The 20,159-nt window shown below is 62.7% G+C and carries 19 protein-coding genes and 1 pseudogene; 12 read left to right on the forward strand and 8 right to left on the reverse strand.

The window, feature by feature from the left end; translation table 11 throughout:
* Window positions 1-277: 277 nt before the first annotated feature.
* Window positions 278-1,786, reverse strand: coding sequence for a carboxylesterase/lipase family protein (locus ACZYY4_RS22775; protein WP_463812308.1), 1,509 nt, complete (start codon window positions 1,784-1,786; stop codon window positions 278-280).
* 221 nt (window positions 1,787-2,007) lie between these two features.
* Window positions 2,008-3,021: a helix-turn-helix domain-containing protein gene (locus ACZYY4_RS22780; protein ID WP_463812309.1), complete on the reverse strand. Its 1,014-nt coding sequence runs from the start codon at window positions 3,019-3,021 to the stop codon at window positions 2,008-2,010.
* 122 nt (window positions 3,022-3,143) lie between these two features.
* Between ACZYY4_RS22780 and ACZYY4_RS22785 the strand changes: the two genes are divergently transcribed.
* From ACZYY4_RS22785 to ACZYY4_RS22820, 8 genes are all read left to right on the forward strand, one after another.
* Window positions 3,144-3,464 (forward strand): 2Fe-2S iron-sulfur cluster-binding protein, encoded by a 321-nt coding sequence (locus ACZYY4_RS22785; RefSeq protein ID WP_079626716.1) that lies wholly within the window; start codon window positions 3,144-3,146, stop codon window positions 3,462-3,464.
* 25 nt (window positions 3,465-3,489) lie between these two features.
* On the forward strand, window positions 3,490-4,878 hold the full coding sequence (locus tag ACZYY4_RS22790) for a cytochrome P450 (protein WP_079626717.1): 1,389 nt from the start codon (window positions 3,490-3,492) through the stop codon (window positions 4,876-4,878).
* The gene (locus tag ACZYY4_RS22795) at window positions 4,875-6,077 is read left to right on the forward strand and encodes an NAD(P)/FAD-dependent oxidoreductase (RefSeq protein WP_463812310.1); all 1,203 of its coding nucleotides are present in this window, start codon (window positions 4,875-4,877) and stop codon (window positions 6,075-6,077) included. Before ACZYY4_RS22790 ends, ACZYY4_RS22795 begins: the two co-directional genes overlap by 4 nt.
* A 263-nt stretch (window positions 6,078-6,340) precedes the next feature.
* A complete protein-coding gene (locus ACZYY4_RS22800; protein ID WP_067992196.1) occupies window positions 6,341-6,751 on the forward strand; it encodes an SCP2 sterol-binding domain-containing protein in 411 nt (136 codons plus the stop codon).
* 36 nt (window positions 6,752-6,787) lie between these two features.
* Entirely contained in the window at window positions 6,788-8,416 is a 1,629-nt protein-coding gene (locus ACZYY4_RS22805; RefSeq protein WP_463812312.1) for a fatty acid--CoA ligase, read from the forward strand.
* 45 nt (window positions 8,417-8,461) lie between these two features.
* Window positions 8,462-9,568 (forward strand): NDMA-dependent alcohol dehydrogenase, encoded by a 1,107-nt coding sequence (locus ACZYY4_RS22810; RefSeq protein ID WP_463812313.1) that lies wholly within the window; start codon window positions 8,462-8,464, stop codon window positions 9,566-9,568.
* Between the two features lie 271 nt (window positions 9,569-9,839).
* Window positions 9,840-10,940, forward strand: a complete 1,101-nt coding sequence (locus tag ACZYY4_RS22815) for a BtrH N-terminal domain-containing protein (RefSeq protein WP_067992202.1) — start codon at window positions 9,840-9,842, stop codon at window positions 10,938-10,940.
* Window positions 10,937-11,605 carry a transglutaminase-like domain-containing protein gene (locus tag ACZYY4_RS22820; protein ID WP_043985051.1) on the forward strand — a complete coding sequence of 223 codons (669 nt, stop codon included), beginning with the start codon at window positions 10,937-10,939 and terminating at the stop codon, window positions 11,603-11,605. Before ACZYY4_RS22815 ends, ACZYY4_RS22820 begins: the two co-directional genes overlap by 4 nt.
* Before the next feature lie 224 nt (window positions 11,606-11,829).
* Here the strand turns inward: ACZYY4_RS22820 and ACZYY4_RS22825 are convergent, their stop codons facing one another.
* The gene (locus tag ACZYY4_RS22825) at window positions 11,830-12,063 is read right to left on the reverse strand and encodes a hypothetical protein (protein WP_162291742.1); all 234 of its coding nucleotides are present in this window, start codon (window positions 12,061-12,063) and stop codon (window positions 11,830-11,832) included.
* Between ACZYY4_RS22825 and ACZYY4_RS22830 the strand changes: the two genes are divergently transcribed.
* The 4 genes and pseudogenes from ACZYY4_RS22830 to ACZYY4_RS22845 all read left to right on the forward strand — a co-directional run bounded on the left by ACZYY4_RS22830 (window position 12,031) and on the right by ACZYY4_RS22845 (window position 15,654).
* Window positions 12,031-12,414, forward strand: a complete 384-nt coding sequence (locus tag ACZYY4_RS22830) for a PaaI family thioesterase (protein ID WP_078281697.1) — start codon at window positions 12,031-12,033, stop codon at window positions 12,412-12,414. The genes ACZYY4_RS22825 and ACZYY4_RS22830 overlap by 33 nt on opposite strands.
* 181 nt (window positions 12,415-12,595) lie before the next feature.
* Complete coding sequence (locus ACZYY4_RS22835) at window positions 12,596-13,645, forward strand: LLM class flavin-dependent oxidoreductase (RefSeq protein ID WP_463812315.1); 1,050 nt, start codon at window positions 12,596-12,598, stop codon at window positions 13,643-13,645.
* A gap of 41 nt (window positions 13,646-13,686) precedes the next feature.
* A pseudogene (locus ACZYY4_RS22840) lies at window positions 13,687-14,372 on the forward strand (TetR/AcrR family transcriptional regulator).
* A 484-nt stretch (window positions 14,373-14,856) separates the two neighbouring features.
* Window positions 14,857-15,654: a hypothetical protein gene (locus ACZYY4_RS22845; protein ID WP_043985058.1), complete on the forward strand. Its 798-nt coding sequence runs from the start codon at window positions 14,857-14,859 to the stop codon at window positions 15,652-15,654.
* Between the two features lie 308 nt (window positions 15,655-15,962).
* Here the strand turns inward: ACZYY4_RS22845 and ACZYY4_RS22850 are convergent, their stop codons facing one another.
* The 5 genes from ACZYY4_RS22850 to ACZYY4_RS22870 all read right to left on the reverse strand — a co-directional run bounded on the left by ACZYY4_RS22850 (window position 15,963) and on the right by ACZYY4_RS22870 (window position 20,054).
* Window positions 15,963-16,652 carry a hypothetical protein gene (locus ACZYY4_RS22850; RefSeq protein WP_085095076.1) on the reverse strand — a complete coding sequence of 230 codons (690 nt, stop codon included), beginning with the start codon at window positions 16,650-16,652 and terminating at the stop codon, window positions 15,963-15,965.
* Between the two features lie 188 nt (window positions 16,653-16,840).
* Complete coding sequence (locus ACZYY4_RS22855) at window positions 16,841-17,467, reverse strand: helix-turn-helix domain-containing protein (protein ID WP_133052440.1); 627 nt, start codon at window positions 17,465-17,467, stop codon at window positions 16,841-16,843.
* A gap of 122 nt (window positions 17,468-17,589) precedes the next feature.
* Entirely contained in the window at window positions 17,590-18,426 is an 837-nt protein-coding gene (locus tag ACZYY4_RS22860) for a TIGR04255 family protein (protein ID WP_131630695.1), read from the reverse strand.
* Window positions 18,427-18,643: 217 nt separating this feature from the next.
* On the reverse strand, window positions 18,644-19,102 hold the full coding sequence (locus ACZYY4_RS22865; protein WP_085095074.1) for a hypothetical protein: 459 nt from the start codon (window positions 19,100-19,102) through the stop codon (window positions 18,644-18,646).
* Between the two features lie 79 nt (window positions 19,103-19,181).
* Window positions 19,182-20,054, reverse strand: a complete 873-nt coding sequence (locus tag ACZYY4_RS22870) for a hypothetical protein (RefSeq protein WP_463812314.1) — start codon at window positions 20,052-20,054, stop codon at window positions 19,182-19,184.
* Window positions 20,055-20,159 lie beyond the last annotated feature (105 nt).

Here is a 20,159-nt window from a genome sequence, read left to right on the forward strand (position 1 = left end):
GACTAGAGCCAGGACACCGGGTCAGGGGGTCAAAATTCAGTTGCCGCACCGGGGTCAGTTTTCACGTGCCGTCGACAGAGCGATTGACGAGATCGGATCCCAAGGCCTCAACACGGGGTTGCATTCGTACGTCAAGTCCTCGGCAAGAATGTGGCCCTCTTCGGCCTTTTGGGATTGGCACGCCGGAGGTGCTCCTTGCCACCGTTTCACCCTTGGCTCCCAGAAACAATCGGTGCCAAATGCTGTGAACGCATGAGTCGCCGCAGGGAACCGCTCGTCAGCGTCCGAGGACTTGAAAGCCTTCCCATGCTTGCCGGCGGTCGGCATGGGGATCGTTCTCTACCCGCCAAGCGCGATCGAAGACCAGGACCGGACGGGCGTCGCTGGTGTAGCGCGGCCAGCCGTCTCCTGGAACTCCGGTGCGTGCGAAAGCATCCCAGCGCCCTTGCATGTCGTCGCTCACGCGTAGGGCCGAGCGGCGATCGGCTCCGGCGCTGAGTAGCCGACCGAGCGGCGTGCGGTAGGCGTCGAACACCGCAAGAAGCTCCGTCGCATGGGTGGCACCCAGCCCGGCCCATTGCAGAGTTCGCGGGGCGAAGTCATAGCGGTACAGATATGTGGGGGCGTGCCGACTGTGGGAATCCGCGAGCTGCCACAGTGTCGATCCGAATGTGAAGTCGGCCCCCAGTCGGATACAGGCATCGGGGGCCGGATATTCGGGATAGGCAGCAGTAATTCGCTCGCGACAGGTGGGTTCCGCTCCCGCTAGTAACGCTTCGATCTTGGCTTCGTTCGTCGGGAGGAGTTTGAGGAAGCGAGTGAACAACCGGCCCTCGTCGGCGTTCGTACCGACGATCAGCGGCACACGGTACGCCTTGCCGTCGCGCATCGCTTGAATGGGCTCGGACGGTAGATAGTCGGTTCCGAATGTGCATCCCACCGGGTAACCGCCAGCAAGGTCCGATGCACTCGTGGTGAGCAAGCGATCGAATGCATTCACCAGTTGAGTCGGACGCGCCGCCAACAGGAGGCGGGCGGGCTCCCGCTCGTCGGCGCAGAGAATGGATGCGAACTTGGCGGCGAACTCCGCGGCCAGCTCCTGGGAGCGGGATAGCGCGCCGGCCGGACTTTGTGAGATAGCCTGTGCGAAAAGCCCTTTAGCCGCTGGCACGGCCAGCAAAGTGGTAACGGCGTGCGCGCCCGCGCTCTCTCCGAAGATCGTCACGTTATCGGGATCGCCGCCGAATGCCGCGATGTTCTCGCGTACCCACCTGAGCGCCGACACGAGGTCACGCAAGTAGAGGTTGTCGTCAATATGGATGTCTGCGGTGGACAGCGACGACAGGTCGACAGCCCCTAGCGCGCCGAGGCGGTAGTTTGCCGATACGTACACGCAACCGCTGCGGGCAAGCGACGCGCCATCATAGATCGGTGTCGCGGAACTGCCTAGGAAATACGCCCCGCCGTGAATGAAGAACATCACGGGCAGAGGTCGGTCCGAGCCGCCGTCGGGTGCAACGACATTGAGGGTGAGGCAGTCCTCGCTCATGGGCTGGAACTTGCCCGGACCGACGATGGTGTATCGGCGGGGCTGTGGAGCGCAGTAGCGGAATCGGTGGCAGGGTCGGACGCCGTCCCACGCTTCGACCGGCTGGGGAGCCTTGAACCGCAGCGCGCCGACTGGTGGCTTGGCGTAGGGAATGGAACGCCAGCGATTGACGCCGTCCCGCGTGAATCCTTCGATGGCGCCCGAGGTGAGTTCGGTGCGGACTGTCTTCGCTGGCATGTATCGACAATAGCGAATGACTATTCACACCAGCGCCCGGCTCTGCCGTTCAGTCGCCGTGTCGGGCACGGTTTGGCCTGCTACTGATGACTCACTCGACTTCGGTCAGCGGCCTCCACGGCCGTTCGGTGACGTCGTGGCTGATTCTTAAGCACCGGTTACTTCTTTTCAGAAGAAGAAGCTACCCATGACCGGCTATCTCCGGGCGTGCGGGGACATCCTCAGCGTTGTGAGCGTCGGTACTCGCTCGGAGAGCGGCCGGTCCATCGCTTGAAGGCGTGTGAGAAGTTAGCAAGATCGCCGTATCCGAGCTCGGTCGCGATCTGGCTTGCCGACATTGATCGGGTGATTAACAGCATCATCGCCCTCTCCCGCAGACACGACTGGCGCAACTCGCGAAAGGTGGTGCCCTCTTCGGCGAGCCGGCGTTTGAGTGTGCTGGTGGATACCGAGAGTTCGTCTGCGACCCGCTGGCAACTTCGCTGTCCGGGATCCTCGTCCAACAACCGTCTCACCTTCTTGGAGAAGGACGTGGCTCCGCTCTGCTCGTCGAGGGTTCGCCTCAGCTCGGCGACGGCGAGTCGATACGCAAGGGGATCGGAGAACCGCAACACATCATCGAGCGCGTTGACGGGAACATGAAGGTAGGACATCGGTGCGTCAAAGAACAGACGCCCGGCTAGTACCATCTCTGCCGCGAGTTTGTTCAGGGAGACCGGCGCTGACCAACTCAAGTGGAGCGTGACGGTCAGCGTGTCACTGACGAGCATGTCCAGCAGTCGTAACAACGCCGAGCCGGTATATGTGACTGCTAAGCAGTCCAGGGCCCGATCGCCTGTGTGCCCCCAGAGCCCGACGGTGAGACCTTGGTCGTTTGGACGGAATTGTGCATTGATCGCCGTGGTGATCAACGGTAGATAGGTGAGCAGCTCGACGATCTCGGCTACCGAGCCCGCGCTGACCAGCGGGACGCTCAACGGGCCGAAGGATGTCAACTGTGCCTGTCCGGCGAACGCGAAGCCGAGCAGGGTTGCCTGGTCGACGTCGAGATCGGGGTAGACCTCCCGGAACCACCGTAACGGGGCCTGGACATCGTGCTGCATCAGCGTCGCCTCGTCGGTTCCCTCGCGCGCCATGATGGTGCGAAGCCGCGCGACGGCGTCCGGGTCGAGTGCCTGGCTCTCCAGCATTTGCACGAACGCGACCGGAGGCACACCGGCGTTGCTGAACTTCACCGATCGTGCCCCCTGAGCCCAATCCACAAGTTCCTGATCCGCGCAAACATAGCGGAAGCGCTCGGATTGGACAATCCTGTTAACAAGTATTCACATTCAGGGCAACTTAAGAGGAGTCGGTAATGGCCGTTGTCACTTTTGTCTCCCACGACGGCGACAAGCACCAGGTGCCTCTCGATGAAGGCCAGTCACTCATGCAGGTCGCGACCAACAATGCAGTGCCTGGCATCGACGGCGACTGCGGAGGCGAAGCGGCGTGCGGTACCTGCCATGTGATCGTCGATCCGCAGTGGTCCGATCGGGTCGGCCTCTCCGGCGCCGTTGAAGAGGAGATGCTCGCGATGAACCCCGAGCGTCAGCCGACCTCTCGGCTGTCCTGCCAGATGCAGGTCTCTGAGGCGTGGGACGGCTTGATCGTCCATCTGCCCGAGTTCCAACTGTAGCGACGAGAGAGACGGATAAGACGTAATGAAGGTTTCTGAAGCAATCACCGAGAAAGTTCAGGCGACCATCCCGATGGACCTGCAGATTCAAGGCGCACACCTGTATGACAAGACCCGGCGTTTGGTGACCGGAACGAACGGGAAAAGGCTCTTCGCCGAGAGCCCCATCCCACCGGTCGAGGACGTCGAACTCGCCGACATCGATCTCAGCAATCCTTTCCTCTATCGTCAGGGGCGCTGGCAGTCATACTACGAGCGCCTGCGCAACGAAGCTCCGGTCCACTATCAGCCCAACAGTCCGTTCGGTCCGTTCTGGTCCGTCATGCGGCATGCCGACATCGTGGCCGTCGAGAAGAACCATGAGGTCTTCTCCTCCGAGCCCTTCATCATCATCGGGGCCCCGCCTCGTTTCCTTGATGTCGCGATGTTCATCGCGATGGATCCGCCACGCCACGACAGGCAGCGGGCCGCTGTCCAAGGGGTGGTCGCGCCCAAGAACCTGCGTGAGATGGAGGGTCTGATTCGATCACGCGTGCAGGAGGTGCTGGACAACCTGCCCGTGGATCGGCCGTTCGACTGGGTGCAGAATGTCTCGATCGAGTTGACCGCGCGGATGCTTGCAACCCTCCTGGACTTCCCGTACGAGCAGCGTCGCAAACTCGTCGAGTGGTCAGATCTGGCAACCTCGATGGAGCAAGCCAATGGCGGTCCCTCGGACCTTGACGAGACGTTCGCAGGCATGCGCGACATGGCGCGAGGTCTCAGCGAGCACTGGCACGACAAGGCGGCCCGGACAGCTGCCGGAGAGGAACCCGGCTTCGATCTGATCACCATGCTGCAGAGCAACGAGAGCACCAAGGATCTGATCAAACGACCGATGGAGTTCTTGGGCAACCTTGTGCTGCTGATCGTCGGAGGCAACGACACCACCCGGAACTCGATGAGCGGCGGTGTTCTCGCGTTGAACCGGTACCCAGATCAGTTCGAGAAGCTGAAGGCAAACCCCGACCTGATCCCCAACATGGTCTCGGAGGTCATCCGGTGGCAGACACCGTTGGCCTATATGCGCCGGATCGCCAAGGCGGACACTATGCTGAACGGGCAGTTCATTCGCAAGGGCGACAAGGTCGTGATGTGGTACGCGTCGGGCAACCGCGACGAGCGCGTGTTCGATCGACCCGACGACTTGATCATCGACCGGGCCAACGCCCGCAACCACATCTCCTTCGGCTTTGGCATCCACCGCTGTATGGGCAACCGGCTGGCCGAGATGCAGCTGCGGATTCTCTGGGAGGAGCTGCTTCCGCGCTTCGACAACATCGAGGTCGTCGGCGAACCCGAGTACGTGCAGTCCAACTTCGTGAGGGGTATCAGCAAGATGATGGTCCGACTCACCCCGAAATCCGCCACATGACGTTGGAGCGGACGCTCATCGTCGGGGCCAGCCATGCCGGGGCCCAACTCGCGGCCAGTCTGCGCCAGGAAGGGTGGACCGGTGAGATCGTCCTCATCGGCGACGAGGCGGCGCTGCCCTACCAACGCCCTCCGCTGTCGAAGGCATATCTGGCCGGGAAGTGCACAGTCGACGAGCTCGCGATCCGCAACGCCGAGTTCTACACCAAGCAGCGAATCCAACTCCTGGATGCGACGGTGGAGGCGATCGACCGCTCGGCGGGTCAGCTCTCGCTGAACACCGGCGACGCATTGCCCTACGACAAGCTCGCGCTGTGCACTGGCGCCCGCCCTCGTCGGCTCCCTACCCCGGGCGCCGACCTGGCCGGAGTCTTCTACCTACGCACCGCCGCGGACGTCGAGATGATCCGCGAGGCCACCAGCCCCGGGAGTCGGGCTGTGATCGTCGGCGGCGGCTACATCGGACTGGAGACGGCCGCCTCGTTGCGTGCACTGGGTCTGGAGGTCACCGTGATTGAGGCGACGGAGCGCGTCCTCGAACGGGTCACCGCGCCCGAGGTATCGGCGTTCTTCGACCGGATCCACCGGGAGGCGGGCGTCAACATCCAGACGGGCGCGCGGGTCGAGGCTCTGTCTGGCGACGGCAAAGTCGGCGAAGTAGTCCTGGCCGGTGGCGAATCGATTTCCGCCGACCTCGTCATTGTCGGCATCGGCGTTGAGCCGAACACCGAGCTCGCCGCTGCCGCGGGCTTGGTCGTCGACAACGGCGTCGTGATCGACGACCAAGCCCAGACCAGCGACTCCGCCATCGTGGCCGCCGGGGACTGCGTCAGCCACGACATGGCTCGTTACGGCCGCCGTATACGTCTGGAGTCCGTGCCCAGTGCGGCCGAGCAGGCCAAAGTCGCGGCGGCGACTTTGTGCGGGAAGTCCAAGAAGATATCAGCGCTGCCTTGGTTTTGGTCAGATCAATACGACCTCAAGCTCCAGATCGCGGGTCTCAACACCGGGTACGACGAGGTGGTCCTCAGCGGCGACCCGACCCGCGACCGCGACTTCACCTGCTTCTACCTGCGTGCCGGCGAGCTCATCGCCGCCGACTGCATCAATCGCCCCCGCGACTTCATGTTCAGCAAGCGGGTCATTACGCAGCAGGTCCCCGTCGAACGGGCCGAACTCATGCTCGCCGGCTCGGTCTGAGGTCATGGCTGCATGGGCGATGGGACGGCGACTGCGATTGCGACGCGTGTCTCGGAGACGAACGTCAGCGAGAACCGCCATCCAACTCCGCTGGCCGGGGACTGGCTAGCGGATGCCGCCGGGCACCTCGGCGGTGTTACCGCAGCGCATCAGAAGCTAGTGGAGGTCGCCAACAGGCGTGACGATTTTTGCGGAGGGAGCATCGTCTTGAGTCGATGCTCGCGACTGTTCTGTTCTGACAACGAGATTGGTGGAGATTGACGGTGGCGGTATTCAAGGACGAGGACGAGGTCTATGCCTTCTTGGGTGGGATCTTTCAACGGGGCTTGGAGAAGGAGGGACTGGCGGACAAGCTCGCAAATTCGGGTGTGGTGTTACGGGTGCACTACACCGATCCGGACGCGGTGGTAACGGTGGACATGCCGAAGAAGGTGGTGGAGACCGGAGCGGCCAGTACCGCGGTGCCCAACGTGGAGTTGTTCATGTCGGCGGACACTGGAAACAAGTTCTGGCTGGGCAAGGTGAACCTGACGATGGCGATGGCCAAGGGGACGGTGCGGGCAAAGGGCCCGGTGCCGAAGTTGATCAAGTTGATTCCGCAGGCCAAGAATCTGTTCCCCGAGTACCGGTTGATGCTGCAGAGTCAGGATCGGCAGGACCTCATCGATGCGTGACCGTCGCCTCATCAAGGGTTGTCGGGCGGGCTCTCGATGAGGAGCACGATGCAGGACGTTGCGTTGACGGTGCCCGCGATCGTGGCCCATGCTGCGGCAGTCCATGGCGATCGCGAGGTGTTGACCGCACGCGGACCCCAACAGATCTCTGGGGTGTCGTATCATGAGTTGGGGCAGCGTGCGGCGCGGTTGGCGAATGCGTTGCGCGAGATAGGCATTTGTGGAGACGAGCGTGTCGCGACGCTGCAGTGGAGCAACCAGGAGCACCTGGACTGTTACGCGGCGGTGCCGTCGATGGGTGCGGTGCTACATACGTTGAATCTGCGGCTGCCACCTGAACAGCTGACGTGGATCGCCAATCATGCCGAAGATCAGGTGATCATCGTCGACGGTACGGTGCTGAACCTGTTGGCGGCGGCGTTGCCGTCGATGACCTCGGTGCGCACGGTGCTGGTGACCGGCACGGGTGATCTTACCGCAGTGCAGGGCTGCGGAAAGGACGTCCTTCGCTACGACGATGTGGTGGCAGCCCAGCCGAGCACGTTCGACTGGCCCGACGTCGACGAGCAGTCGGCCGCAGCGATGTGCTATACGAGCGGTACTACCGGGCACCCGAAAGGCGTTGTCTACAGCCACCGTTCGACGTGGTTGCACTCTCAATCGGCGTGCACCTCGAACGCCTTGGGCATCGGTCATGACGACACGGTGTTGGCGATCGTTCCGATGTTCCACGCTAATGCCTGGGGGTTGCCGTATGCGGCGATGATGGCGGGGGCGCAGCTTCTGCTGCCTGACCGTTTCCTGCAGGCGGGGCCTTTGGTGGAGATGATCGAGGCGGCCCGGCCCACGATGGCGGGCGCTGTGCCGACGATCTGGACCGATGTCTTGCACTACCTGCGCGACAATCCCGGCCACGACGTGAGTTCGCTGGAGATGGTGGCGTGCGGTGGTTCGGCGGTTCCGAGGTCGTTGATGACTGCCTATGACGAACTGGGCATCCGAATCGTGCAGGCCTGGGGGATGACTGAGACCTCCCCGCTGGCTGCGGTCGCTCTGCCGCGGAACACCGAAACCCCGGAGAGGTCCCTTTACCTGCGGGGAACCCAAGGCAGGGTAGTGGCCGGTGTGCAGGCGCGCATCGTTGATGACAGCGGTGCAGAACAACCTTGGGACGGACAGGCGGTTGGGGAGATTCAGATCCGCGGCCCGTGGATCACTCAGTCCTATTACGAGCATGACAGTCCGGCGGTGTCGCCGGACGGGTGGTTGTGCACCGGGGATGTCGGGACGATCAGCGCCGATGCGTTCATCACTCTCACCGACCGTGCCAAAGACGTGATCAAGTCTGGAGGAGAGTGGATCTCCTCGGTGGAATTGGAGAACGAGTTGGCCGCTCACCCTGCGGTACGCACCGCCACGGTGATTGGAGTGCCCGACGACAAGTGGCAGGAACGACCGCTGGCAGTGGTGGTCCTGGCCGCTGACTGCACCGCCACCGCTGCGGAGCTGGCCGAGTTCCTGCGTGCGCGGGTGGCCAAGTGGTGGCTACCGGAACGGTGGGCGTTCGTCGCCGACGTTCCGTTGACGTCTACTGGCAAGTTCGACAAGAAGAAGCTGCGCCGCCAGCATGCCGACGGTGAGCTCGCCGTCGAGACGCTGGCGTGAACCATCCACTGCTACGGAAGCACCGACGTTGAGGAGAGGACACACATGAAAACACGCGCTGCCGTGCTCTGGGGCTTGGGAGAGAAGTGGGAGGTTGATGAGATCGAGCTGGATCCGCCCGGTGCGGATGAAGTGCTGGTCCGGTTGACCGCCAGCGGGTTGTGCCATTCAGACGAACACCTGGTGACCGGCGATCTGCCGTTTCCGCTGCCCGTCGTCGGTGGTCATGAAGGCGCCGGCACCGTGGTCGAGGTGGGTGCAGGTGTCGAGGACCTGGCCGAGGGCGATTCGGTCATCCTGACGTTCCTGCCGTCTTGCGGGCACTGCTCTTACTGCGCGCGCGGGATGGGAAACCTGTGCGACATGGGTGCGGCGATCATGATGGGACCCCAGATCGACGGCACCTACCGCTTCCATGCCCGCGGCGAGGATGTCGGCCAGATGTGCTTGCTGGGCACGTTCTCGGAATACACCGTGGTGCCGAAGGCCTCCTTGGTCAAGGTTGACCACGGGACACCGTTGGACAAGGCGGCCTTGATCGGTTGCGGTGTCACGACCGGTTACGGCTCGGCGGTACGCACCGGTGAAGTGCGCGCCGGGGACACCGTGGTCGTGATCGGCGCCGGCGGCATCGGCATGAATGCGATCCAAGGCGCCCGCATCGCTGGCGCGTTGACCATCGTGGCTGTCGACCCAGTGGAGTTCAAGCGCGAACAAGCTGGCGGTTTCGGCGCGACGCATGCCGTTGCCACCATCGATGAGGCCTGGTCACTGATCAGCGACATCACCCGTGGCAAACTCGCCGACGTCTGCGTCTTGACCACCGACGTCGCCGAAGGGGCCTACACCGCTGAGGCGCTATCACTGGTCGGTAAACGCGGCCGTGTGGTCATTACCGCGATCGGACACCCCGAAGACACGTCGATGTCGGGCTCGCTGCTGGAATTAACGCTGTATGAAAAGCAGATCCGCGGTGCCCTCTACGGCTCGTCCAACGCCGCCCACGACATCCCGCGGCTCGTCGAACTCTACAACTCCGGACAACTCAAACTCGACGAGCTGATCACCCGTGAGTACACCCTCGATGAGATCAATGAGGGCTACGACGACATGCGGTCAGGCCGCAACATCCGAGGACTCATCCGATTCTGACAGAGCACCGAAAGCAGGGAAGCGCAAAACGGCACCAAGCGAGCTCAGTACAACGATGGCGATGCTGCGGGTCAGGGGCTCTCACCGTTGACGCTTTGATGCGGGATAGCGATCGAAAGCAATGTTTCCCATAGTCATAGGCGGTCGAGCTGCGCGGGTGAGATTGGCTGCGGTCGACCAGTTCTGGCACCTACCGCCAGCCGCGACGCCTTGATGGAACGTAGCTTTCGATGAGTCTTAACAGTGCTATTGGACAAGAGAGGAAGCGGCGATGGCGAGGATTGAAATTCCCTATCCCCACAGGAGAGGAGGGCACTGTGGTTCCGGTGCGCTGCGTGACCTTACTGAATGGGCACAACTAGGATGGGGGACAGAAACACTCAGTGAAGGATTGGTCTTCACCCTCGGCGGAGCCTTGGACTTCTCGTACGTCCGCTCTACGCAATTGTTTCCCCAGATCTACCTAGTAGGACGAGGAAGCGACCTGGAAAAAGACTACCTCTCCCGAGTTGGTGCAAACTGCGTAGTGCGATCGACCGATGACGCAGACGTGGGATGGTCATTTGTTACCGACGAAGTCGACAAGGGCCGACCCGTCATGGTCTGGGCTGACATCGGCGAACTTCCTTACCTGCGCGTCCGATTGCACATGAGCCGTCACGACATCGTCATCACCGGATATGATGACGAACAAGGGGTTGCCTATGTGGTCGATAATGACCGCGAGACCACCCAAACGGTGGCTTATGACGACCTGCGCCGGGCGCGGTCCTCGGTAGGGTTCCCTACACCGACCCGGCACACCACATATCACGTCGACTGGCCGGAGCGAGTGCCCGACCTTGGGCCGATTGCCGCCACTGCATTAGCCGCGAGCGCAGCTTTCATGCGCGGCGGTGCCGTAGGTGCGCCGCTACTGCGCATCGAGGCAGCTGAAGTCGAGGCTTCCGGTTTGAAGGGTGTGCAGGAGTTCGCCGATGACGTACGGCATTGGCCAACGGTGTTTGATGACGACGCCCTGACCGCGGCATTGTTCGGGCTCGGGGCGTTCATCGAGAAAGCCGGAACCGGTGGCGGGCTCTTTCGTATGCTGCAAGCACAAGGTTGCCAGAATATCGCCGATCTCCTCGGGGACGCCGCCGCAGCCGAAGCGGCGGCCGCGGCCCGACACGCTTCCCAAGCGTGGTCTGAGCTTGCGGCCGCAGCCACCGATGCCGGCACATCGCTACGGAGTCGTAGTCTCGCTGCGGCCAAAATCGCCGCGACGATCCCGGACTCCGAAACACGCCTCGTCGAAGCCCTCGAAACGGCCAGTCGATCCGTTGGCACTGTCGATACCGGCCTCGAGGCTTATCTGAAAGGCTATCTGTGAGCGACACTTCAAACGAATCGAGTTTCCTGGAGACAACTGGGTTCCTCGATTGGCAGCACGACGATGTACAGCGCTTCACCGAGGACGCGGTCGGTGACGTTCGTGACCCTGTGCAGAAGGCGAGGTTGATCTTCACCGCTGTGCGGGACAGGATTTGGTACGATCCCTATAGCACCGACGACGATCCCGAGCATTATCGGGCGAGCTATGTAGCGACAGCGTCGAGGGCGTATTGCATACCGAAGGCGGTGCTGCTGACCGCGGCAGCTCGTGCGGCGGGCATTCCGGCCCGGCTCGGATTCGCGGACGTGCGCAACCATCTGCAGACCACCACATTGCGTGCCCGGATGGGAGGTACCGACGTGTTCGTCTACCACGGATATAGCGAATTACAACTCAACAACCGCTGGGTGAAGGCCACTCCGGCGTTCAATGCCGAGCTCTGCGCGCGATTCGGTGTACCTCCGATCGACTTCGACGGCCACACCGATGCGCTCCTCCATGCCTACGACGGTGGGGGAAGCCAACACATGGAGTACCTCAACGACCGCGGTTGGTACCACGATCTCCCCTTCACCGACATCGTTACAGAGTTGCATCACCGGTACGGCCCGCTCATGGCTGGCGCTGGAGCCCAGCGTGACGCCTTCTCCCAGGAGTTGTGAGGCGCTGCGGACTGTGTGCCAGTTCATTGTGACGCGATCTGGCCGGCTATGAATACACTGCAGTCCAAGGGATTACGGGCAGGACCAGATAGCCGACAGTGTCCTAATCGGAAGGTGTGTCGCAGCGATGATCTCGGCGGGCTAACGAGTCCTACATACATATCTACCGGCGATCAGCCCAGTCGACGCCGGCGCAATTCTTCAGTCGTGTGGTGAACCACGCGCTACGAGGGTCTATTTAGGAGGGTTTCGTCATCGAAGAGCAAGCGGAAGAAGATTCGGCCATCGCATGGTGGCATAGCTTTCAGGATCGTGCTGTCGCCGCCGACGGCGACTACCTTGATGCGCACCACCCGTGGTGCCTTGGTTGCGGCACAGACAATCCGCACGGTCATCGCCTGCGAGCGCGTCGGCATGGCGACGGGGTGGGTGCCAGGCATATCTTCGACGGCAGACATCGCGGCGCACCCGGTATCGCACATGGCGGCGCAGTCATGACCGTACTCGACGACATGGTGGGCATGTTGCTGTACGTCGTCGGTGAGATGGCCGTCACCCGCAGGTTCGATACCGAGTTCTACGCGCCGGTGTTGCTGGGGGTCCCCTACGAGGTCAGCGCGGAGCTCGTGTCCAAGACCGGCCGGAAACTCGAAGTCCGGACAGAATTGCGCGAGGAGACTACCGGTCAGCTAGTCGCGTCCGCCTCAGGGTTATTCGTCGTCGTCACGATGGCGCACTTCACTAGTTCCATACAGAAGGCGACTTCGACACCCTGCATTGTGCGGTCACCCAGGGAGGGAAGATGCTGAGCACCAGCCTTGGAGGTGGCGCACGGCTGGCCGCGCGCGTTCCACGTCTCTTACCCCGCTCGACGCAAACATCATCAACGCACTCATGTACCTGGTCGCCGAGGATCACCTCCACCAGACGGCGGCCACGGGTCAGCGCCGTCGTATTCGACGGCCCGCGCCCGCGCACAGGAGACCGGTCATGAGCACCTACGGCCTGTCGGTTCTCGGCGCCGATTTGAAGTCACTGGCCCAGACCGCACACGCCGCCGACGCGGCCGGGTTCGACGCCGTATGGGCCTCGGAGTTCTACTCCCGGTCCGGATCGATCTCCATGGCAGCGATGGCCAACTGCACACAGAACTGCCGGATCGGTTCCTCCATTCTCTACGGCGTCGGCCGAAGCCCCCTGGTGCTGGCCACCGAGGCGCGCGACCTCGACGAACTCTCCAACGGACGACTGGTGCTGGGCATCGGCAACGGCACCAAACGGATGATGAGCGACTGGCACGGCGTGCCCGACACCTCCGCACCCGCGCTGCGGATGGAAGAACTCGTGATGCTGCTGCGCCGGATCTGGAACCTGCATGAAGGCCCGATCCATCACGAGGGCCGTTTCTACAGAATGAGTCTCACCCCGACCGGCGACGTGGGACCCTCCAGCCGGGCGATCCCGATCGTCACTGCCGGTGTTCGGCCCCGGATGTGCGAGGCGGCCGGGCGGGTGGCCGACGGCCTGGCCGGACATCCCCTGTTCACCACCACCTACGTCGAGGAGATCGTCCGGCCCGCTATCGCCAGGGGTGCCGCGCACACCGGCCGCGACCCCAATGACGTGGAAATTATTTCCATGGTGATGTGCGCCATCCACGACGACGCCGAGGTCGCCAGGCGCGAACTGGCGCAGCAGATTGCGTTCTACTCCTCGGTCAAATCCTACGAGACGGTACTTGATGTGAACGGCTTCGCCAGCGAAGGCCGAACCATCCGGGAAGCATTCGCCCAGCGCGATTTCCCGGCGATGTTCGCCGCGGTGTCCGAGGAGATGATCGACACCATGGGCGTCGCGGGGACGGCACACGAGGTCCGTGAACAGCTGAGACGCTACGACGGCGTCCTCGACCACATCATGCTGTATTCACCATCGGTTGGCATCGCTCCCGAGCGCGTGCAGCAAAACCTCGACAGCATCATTCGGGAATGCTCGCCCGCCTCGATGTCGCCAGGGCAGTCCGGTCCACGTTCAATCTGATCCACGCATTGCCGCCGAAGTTGACCCGCCGAGGTGAATGAGTGAGCGACAGTCAGCCAGCGCCGGTCCCTGACGATGACGTGGACCCGCGGCGAATCCGGTCTCGAAATCGACTGCTGGATGCAGCCGCGACCCTTCTGAGCACTGGCGGCGTGGAAGCCGTCACGATCGATGCCGTCACCAAAGCGTCCAAAGTGGCCAGAACCACGCTTTACCGCCATTTCCAAAGTTCGTCGCACCTGCTCGCAGCCACGTTCGAACGCTTGCTTCCCCAGGTGACGACTCCGGTACCGACCAGCGGCCCTCTGCGTGACCAGTTGATCGAATTGCTAAGCCGCCAAGCCGCTCTTTTCAACGACGCGCCACTGCATGTCACGACGCTGGCATGGCTGTCCCTTGGTCCCACCGGCCCGACGAACGAAGCCGATGATCGACACACATCCGGCGCGTTGCGGGCCCGAGTCGTCGACCAGTACCGGCAACCGTTCGACGCCAACTCTCTAGCCCGACGGCGCAAGCCGAGTTGGAGAACTTCGACCGAGAACTGGCGCTGTGCCAACTGGTCGGCCCACTGGCGTTTGCCCGGATGACCGGCATTCGCGCCATCACTCACGACGACTGCGTGAACCTCGTCGATGGCTTTCTCGCCGCCCACTGCAAGAGCGACGATGGCGAGACCAAGCGCGTGAAGGCCGCCAGTCTGCATGCAGGGCGACCGCTCGCATAGCCCTCTAGCACAACGAGTTTCACTGCGCCCAGTCTGGCTGGTCTTCGAACTTTCCTCTGCACTCCAGTCACGTCGGCGATGGCACCGGCGAAATGTTCGCCGTCACTCGCTAGGGGCCGTGCACGCAGATCGCAGGCATGCCCACGACGACTATGTCGGGCCAGGCGACGTGAACCGCCTCAGCGTTCGCAGTGCGGTTGCTCGCGTTGAGACCCCGTAGCACTTTCGTCAATGGCATTGCGGATCGATGCGTGTTTATCGTCCGACGAAAAGTGATCGTGCTGGCCCCAGAGTGCAAGAGGTGTGTCGGAATTGGAGGAACTGGCTGGCAGGGATGGCTTGGTGGCAAGCGGGGCGGGTTACTCGGCAGTGACGACAGCGGCCGGGGCGCGCCATCGGAAGTGACGCTGAGCGACGCGCGGAACTGAGACGAATGTGGCTGTGGTCGTGGACCAAACCTCGTGTTGCTTCGTAGGTTGTCGACATGACTGCTGTGTCGAAACTGGAGGCGCGTCGTCGCGCCGTCGAGGCGCAACGCCGAGCGAACGAAGTGCGAGCGCAGCAGGACCGTGCCAACGCCGATGACGCGACCGCCGTTCGGGCGTTGATCGGACGCCTGCAGGATGTGGACGAATGGCAGGCCCGTCGCGTCGCGCAGTCTCGCCAGCAAGCGGAGGCGGAGGCGCAGCGCAGGCGCAGCCGCTATTACGCGGAAGCCTGTGCATCGATCAAGGACATGCGGGAACGTGGCGCGACGTTGGCGGCTATCGCCGAGCTGGTCGGTGTTGATGTCAGAGAGATACGCGCGCTGCTGCGCAGCAAGGCGGCGAAAACCGTTAAGAAGCAACCGGCTGCGCGCGCTGATGCATGGCGCGACGCTCGTGTGGACACGGAGTGGCCGCGGTGCGTGCGATGCGATGTGTTGATGATGGATCCTGAAGACAGGCCACGTCGCGGACGCCGCCGGCTCTACTGCTCGGACACGTGTCGGCGCGACTCATCTGCTGCACGCATGGCTGCCGAGCGCCACGGAACGCCGATCCGCGTCGTCGAGGTGCCGAGGGCCGGTTCCGCGACCGACCTCGCCCTGACGCCTGAAGATTCACCGGCTCCTGTCCCTGTCAGCGCGCTCGACGCCGCAGACATTGCCTCCCGGGACGAGCGGGCGCTGTGCACGCTGCTAGCGAGGCTCACGGAACGGGCACGGCACAAGGACCTCGACCGAGCGACTCTGACGGCGGCGCGTGATCTCGCCAAAGCTGTTTATCCGTATCGCGCCTGAACGGCTCAGCAACCGTATCGATCATCTGGTCGTCAACGCCCGTTGTGCCCGCGTGATGCGCGCTGCGTAACCTGGGTCACGTGGCAGATAACCCGCCAGGCAATCGATGTGCGTCCTGCGCAACATCGGCATCGGCGTTGCCGAGCGCCCTAGGGCGGATCCGTCGCCAGTGAGCGCAGTCGCTCGTAACCTGCCTTCTGACTCCGCGATCCGGCCGGGAGCGGACCGCGGCGTGCTTCGATAGGTACGTGGGGCCACCCTGTCCGAAATCAGCTGTGCGATTGGTGAGGCGGACACCCCGAGTGGGTCTATGCAAACCGTCCGCGCTCGAGAGTCGGCGCTTCGATGGGTACCGACGCGCGATAGAGTCGCACGGGGCATTTGTCGACCGTGAGGAAATGGATTGGTTCCCAAGTAATCCCGGCGGCGTTCAATGACTTCCGATGGGACTTCCATTCGTCGCGAAGCGGTTTCTTCTCCGACGGTCCGAAGCGGACGTCTGTCAGCACGAGTAGTCGCACACGCTTCGGATACAGTGTGGTCCCCTCGACGATCTCCAAACGAAGCTGTTCGACGTCATCGCACCAGTCCTGCGACTTCTTCGCCTTCGAAATGAGTTTGCGCAGAGCTTCGAATACCGGACCGGCAAGCGCATCGTGCACAGCAGGCCGGCCAAGTTTGCTGGCAAGGCGCTGTCCGAGAATGAGCTCGTCCTCAATCGAGGCGAACCCCACGACCGGTTCCTGCGCAGCGAGCAAACCCTTGCTGACCGGAACGATCGCGCGCAGGTCCACGGCCGAAACCGCTCCAGGAACCGGAGGCTCACTTAGCCAGACGTAGTCGGAGAGCTGATGGTCTTTGATCTGCTGGACCTTCTCCGTCGAAAAGACTGAGATGTCGCGTACCGGGCATGCCTGCACCAGCGGATGCCGCATCCCGGGACCGCCCGCAATGTCGCAGGTCTGTGACACCACCGCGGCATACCCGCTGTCGCTCAATGGTGCTGACCGAGCACGCACCTCACCCAACGCTCCATCGGCAGCGGGTTCTCCGGTTACAGGGTCATCTACCCACGCTGGGACGATCCATGCGCCGCGATCCATCGGGAGAAGATGCCCTTGCCGCCACCGCTCCAGAGCGAGAAGCGTGTGCGGGGGCCATCGCTCCGGCAGGAGTCGATCAATAGTCACCGGGCGAATCCGTCCTCGACGTTCTCGGTCACCACCGGACCACCGGTTCGAATGATCGGTGTCTCGACGTGTTCGGCGATCCCCTCGTATACCGAAGTGCCGATCTCTCGCCGAGGGAACGGCGTCCGATCCACAGCCAGGTCAACGAGGTCGTCGAACCGGCCGTCGAGTAGTGCGGAGGCTCGCTTCTTGTCGGCACGCAGCCACCTGTTCATCGGCTGGTCCAGTGTGCTGCGGAGGTCGTCGACGGCGTCCGCCAACTCCCACAGTCCACCCAAGCTGGCTACACGGGGCCGGCTGGCGGGGGGCTTTGCCGCCCACGAGTGGAACGTGCGCTTGTTGATGCCGGTGGCCTTGAACATCTCCTTCTGCGTTAGGCCCAGTTCGGCTCGGATTCGTTCGAAGGCATCAAGAACGTCGACCGTCTCGTCGACCTGTTGCTCGTCGGACAGCACCGTATCGATGAATGTATACGGCATCGTCAACCACAGCGCCGAGCCCGGAAGGTTCATCTGCCCGTCGAGACTCTTGAAAACTTCGACGCGAACCTGATCCCATCCGCACGGGTCGAGGGCTCCAGAGAAATGCGCGACGACATCCCGCAACCCCGGCGATGAACTCATCTCCACGAACGTGCTGGACCAGAGTCCGTCCTCGCAAGGGGCCGGGTACAGGCCCTTTTGTGCTCGGGCCCAGGAAGGTGACCGGAGCACGCGGGAGCCGGTCGGCTGCTGCTCCATGATCGTCATTTCGCGCTCCCTTCTCGAAGCTCTTTCAGGTAGGTATCGGTAACCGACGCCTGAAAAAGTGACAACGAAGTGCGGTTCAGCCGCTCCGCTGAGATGACGACCTCTCGCACGTCGAACGTGAATGAGGAGTGGCGGAACACGTCCGTATCGAGTAGATACTGCACGCACTTGCCCGAATCATCGCGAACTGGTCCATGCCGCAGCAACGCGCCGTGATGATCATCAAGCCGGATCTCCACCTGCTGTTGAGCACCTCGAACACTGCCGCCGAACACTGGGTTAAGCACAGGGCCCAGAAGGGTGTCGTCGATCCGGCCACGCCAAGCCTCTGCAGAGTTGAACCCACTGTCATGGAAGCGGTCGACGTACCGCAGACCGATGCGGTGCACCAACGATGGCTTGACTAACCGTCCGAGAGATTCGACCAGAACGGTTAGCGGAGCCTTCATGCTGGTACGCCACCGCTCGTAGCGGTTGACCTGCATGATCAGGATGTCGGGCATGAGCGTGACGTGTGCTCCGTCCGCGGAAGCAATTTGCCACCCACTGGACTCCGCTGCCACCTGGGCAACGCCGTTGGCCCCGAAGTCGATCCTCATCTGCTGTTGAACGGTGGGTTGAATGCTCGGGAAGTCCACCCCCGTGTTCTCCACAAGGTCGTCCCGGAAAGCAGCGGCGACCTCCGGTGTGATCTCGTCGGTACGGGCGGTATACCGGATCTCGATCACTGCGACTTCGAGGGGAGCGTTTCCGAGCAGGGTCGGATCGGCCGAGGGCAGCCCCCCCAATGGAACGTCCTCAGCTGGGCGAAGTGTGTGTGGATCGATGGTCATACTGTCCTGTCCATAGAGATGCACCTTAGATGCACCTACCGACAAGTGTAGGCGCTATCGTCAGAGATGAGGAGCAGGAGAGGCAGCGCCCCCGGTCCGGAAATAGCGAACGCGGCTTCAAGGGATCTATGCGCCGCTCGATCGCATCTCGTCTGTCGACACGGGAGTGCGAAAGGCCATTTCGAAGCGGATGGTGCCGCCGCAAAACGGAACCTACCTAAGAACGGCTTAGGCGCAGTGTGCTGCTCTGCCGCCGTTGGGCCGGCCCGCACGCCGTCAGAGAGCCATTTGCCCTTCCAACACCGTGGGCTGTCAACGCGGCGATCTCGGCAGGTAGGCCAGCCGCGAACCGGAGCTCCAGCTCGTCGAGCACGTCCCGACGCGCCGCTGTAAGTAACAGAGCTGAATCGTCACGATGGGGGAGAACTCCGTGATCGCGCACATAGCAATCTGTGACGGTATCGATGAGGTCGTCCAGTGAGCTGGTGAGAAGGAGCGCGTCGTCGCCGGCGTGGCTCTCTGCGAACTCCTCGCAACGGTCGCTGGACCATGTTGCCGGATAAGTAAGTTCTGACAGATACAGCTGCTTGATGGCCGCCTCCAATCGGCCGGACCACCCGTAGTCAGGCCAGTCGTGGATGACCGCCTGGGCGATCGCCTCGAATTGCGCGCTCACGGACACCAACTCCTCACGTAGAGGGACGTGGTGCTGATTGTGCCCGAAAGGTCCGGCGCAGCCGTGACGACGAGCGCGGTCATGAGGCCTCGACGTCGAGATTGTCGCCCGAATGCTTGTTCGGGATGGTCTGGCGGGGCGCCGGCAGATCTTGAACAAAGGACGACAGCTCACGCGGAGCCGAAATGCGCGAGGGACGCGAGGATTGCGAGGGTTGTTTGGCCGACACATCTTTGTAGGGCGGATAGATGGTCCACAGCAGCACGTTCCGATGATTTCGAGCGCCATCGTCTTCGATCGCCCAACCCAGACTCCGGAGCGCAGGTGCGTGCCGTCGCAGGACGGCTGTGACATCCCGGCCGTTCCGAGGCCACTCCTTTGGTCTGCGCCAGGTGTCGCCGGTCGGCGTGACTGTCGCCAGCAGGTCGCCGCCGGACTTTCCGATGAGTGGTTCCCGGATGTGCAGCCTTAGCTGTTCGATGAACGGGTCGGCGGACAGGCTGTCCTCGGAGAGTTGACTGGCGCGTGACAAGTAACGCCGGAAGCCATGGGTCGACAGAATCTCGTCAACGGCCGCCAGCGTGCGACTGAAGTCCGCCATCCGTGGCGACACGTCGACCGAAATGGTTTCCAGCCGTTGATGAACCACGGCGGCCAGATCAAGAAGCCCGCCCAAAATGCCTGGTAGAGCCGTGCGCCACTGTTGTCGCATCGTGGCTTCCGGTTGTCGCATGTGGCGATCAATGCGTCGCAGGTCGACTGTCGCCAGTCGCTCCGCGAGGTCGGGTCGCACTGCGCCGACGTCGATGCCGTTGATGATGACGCACCGCCGGAATTTGATCACCGCGAGATCGGAGTCCGTGTACAACGCCCGTTTGACGTTGCCGTCGCCTGTGGCGGCACGGCACAGGGAATCCGACAACCAGGGCGGAATCGTCGACAGATTGTCCAAGGCAACAACCCACGACCCGGACGCCGCAGTGAGCCGTCCCGGTAAGTCCGGAGACTCCCGATCTTGGGAGGATTCGAGTTATGGGACGTGCAAGCAGGTATCCCG

This window comes from Mycobacterium sp. IDUB_21 (assembly GCF_055419425.1).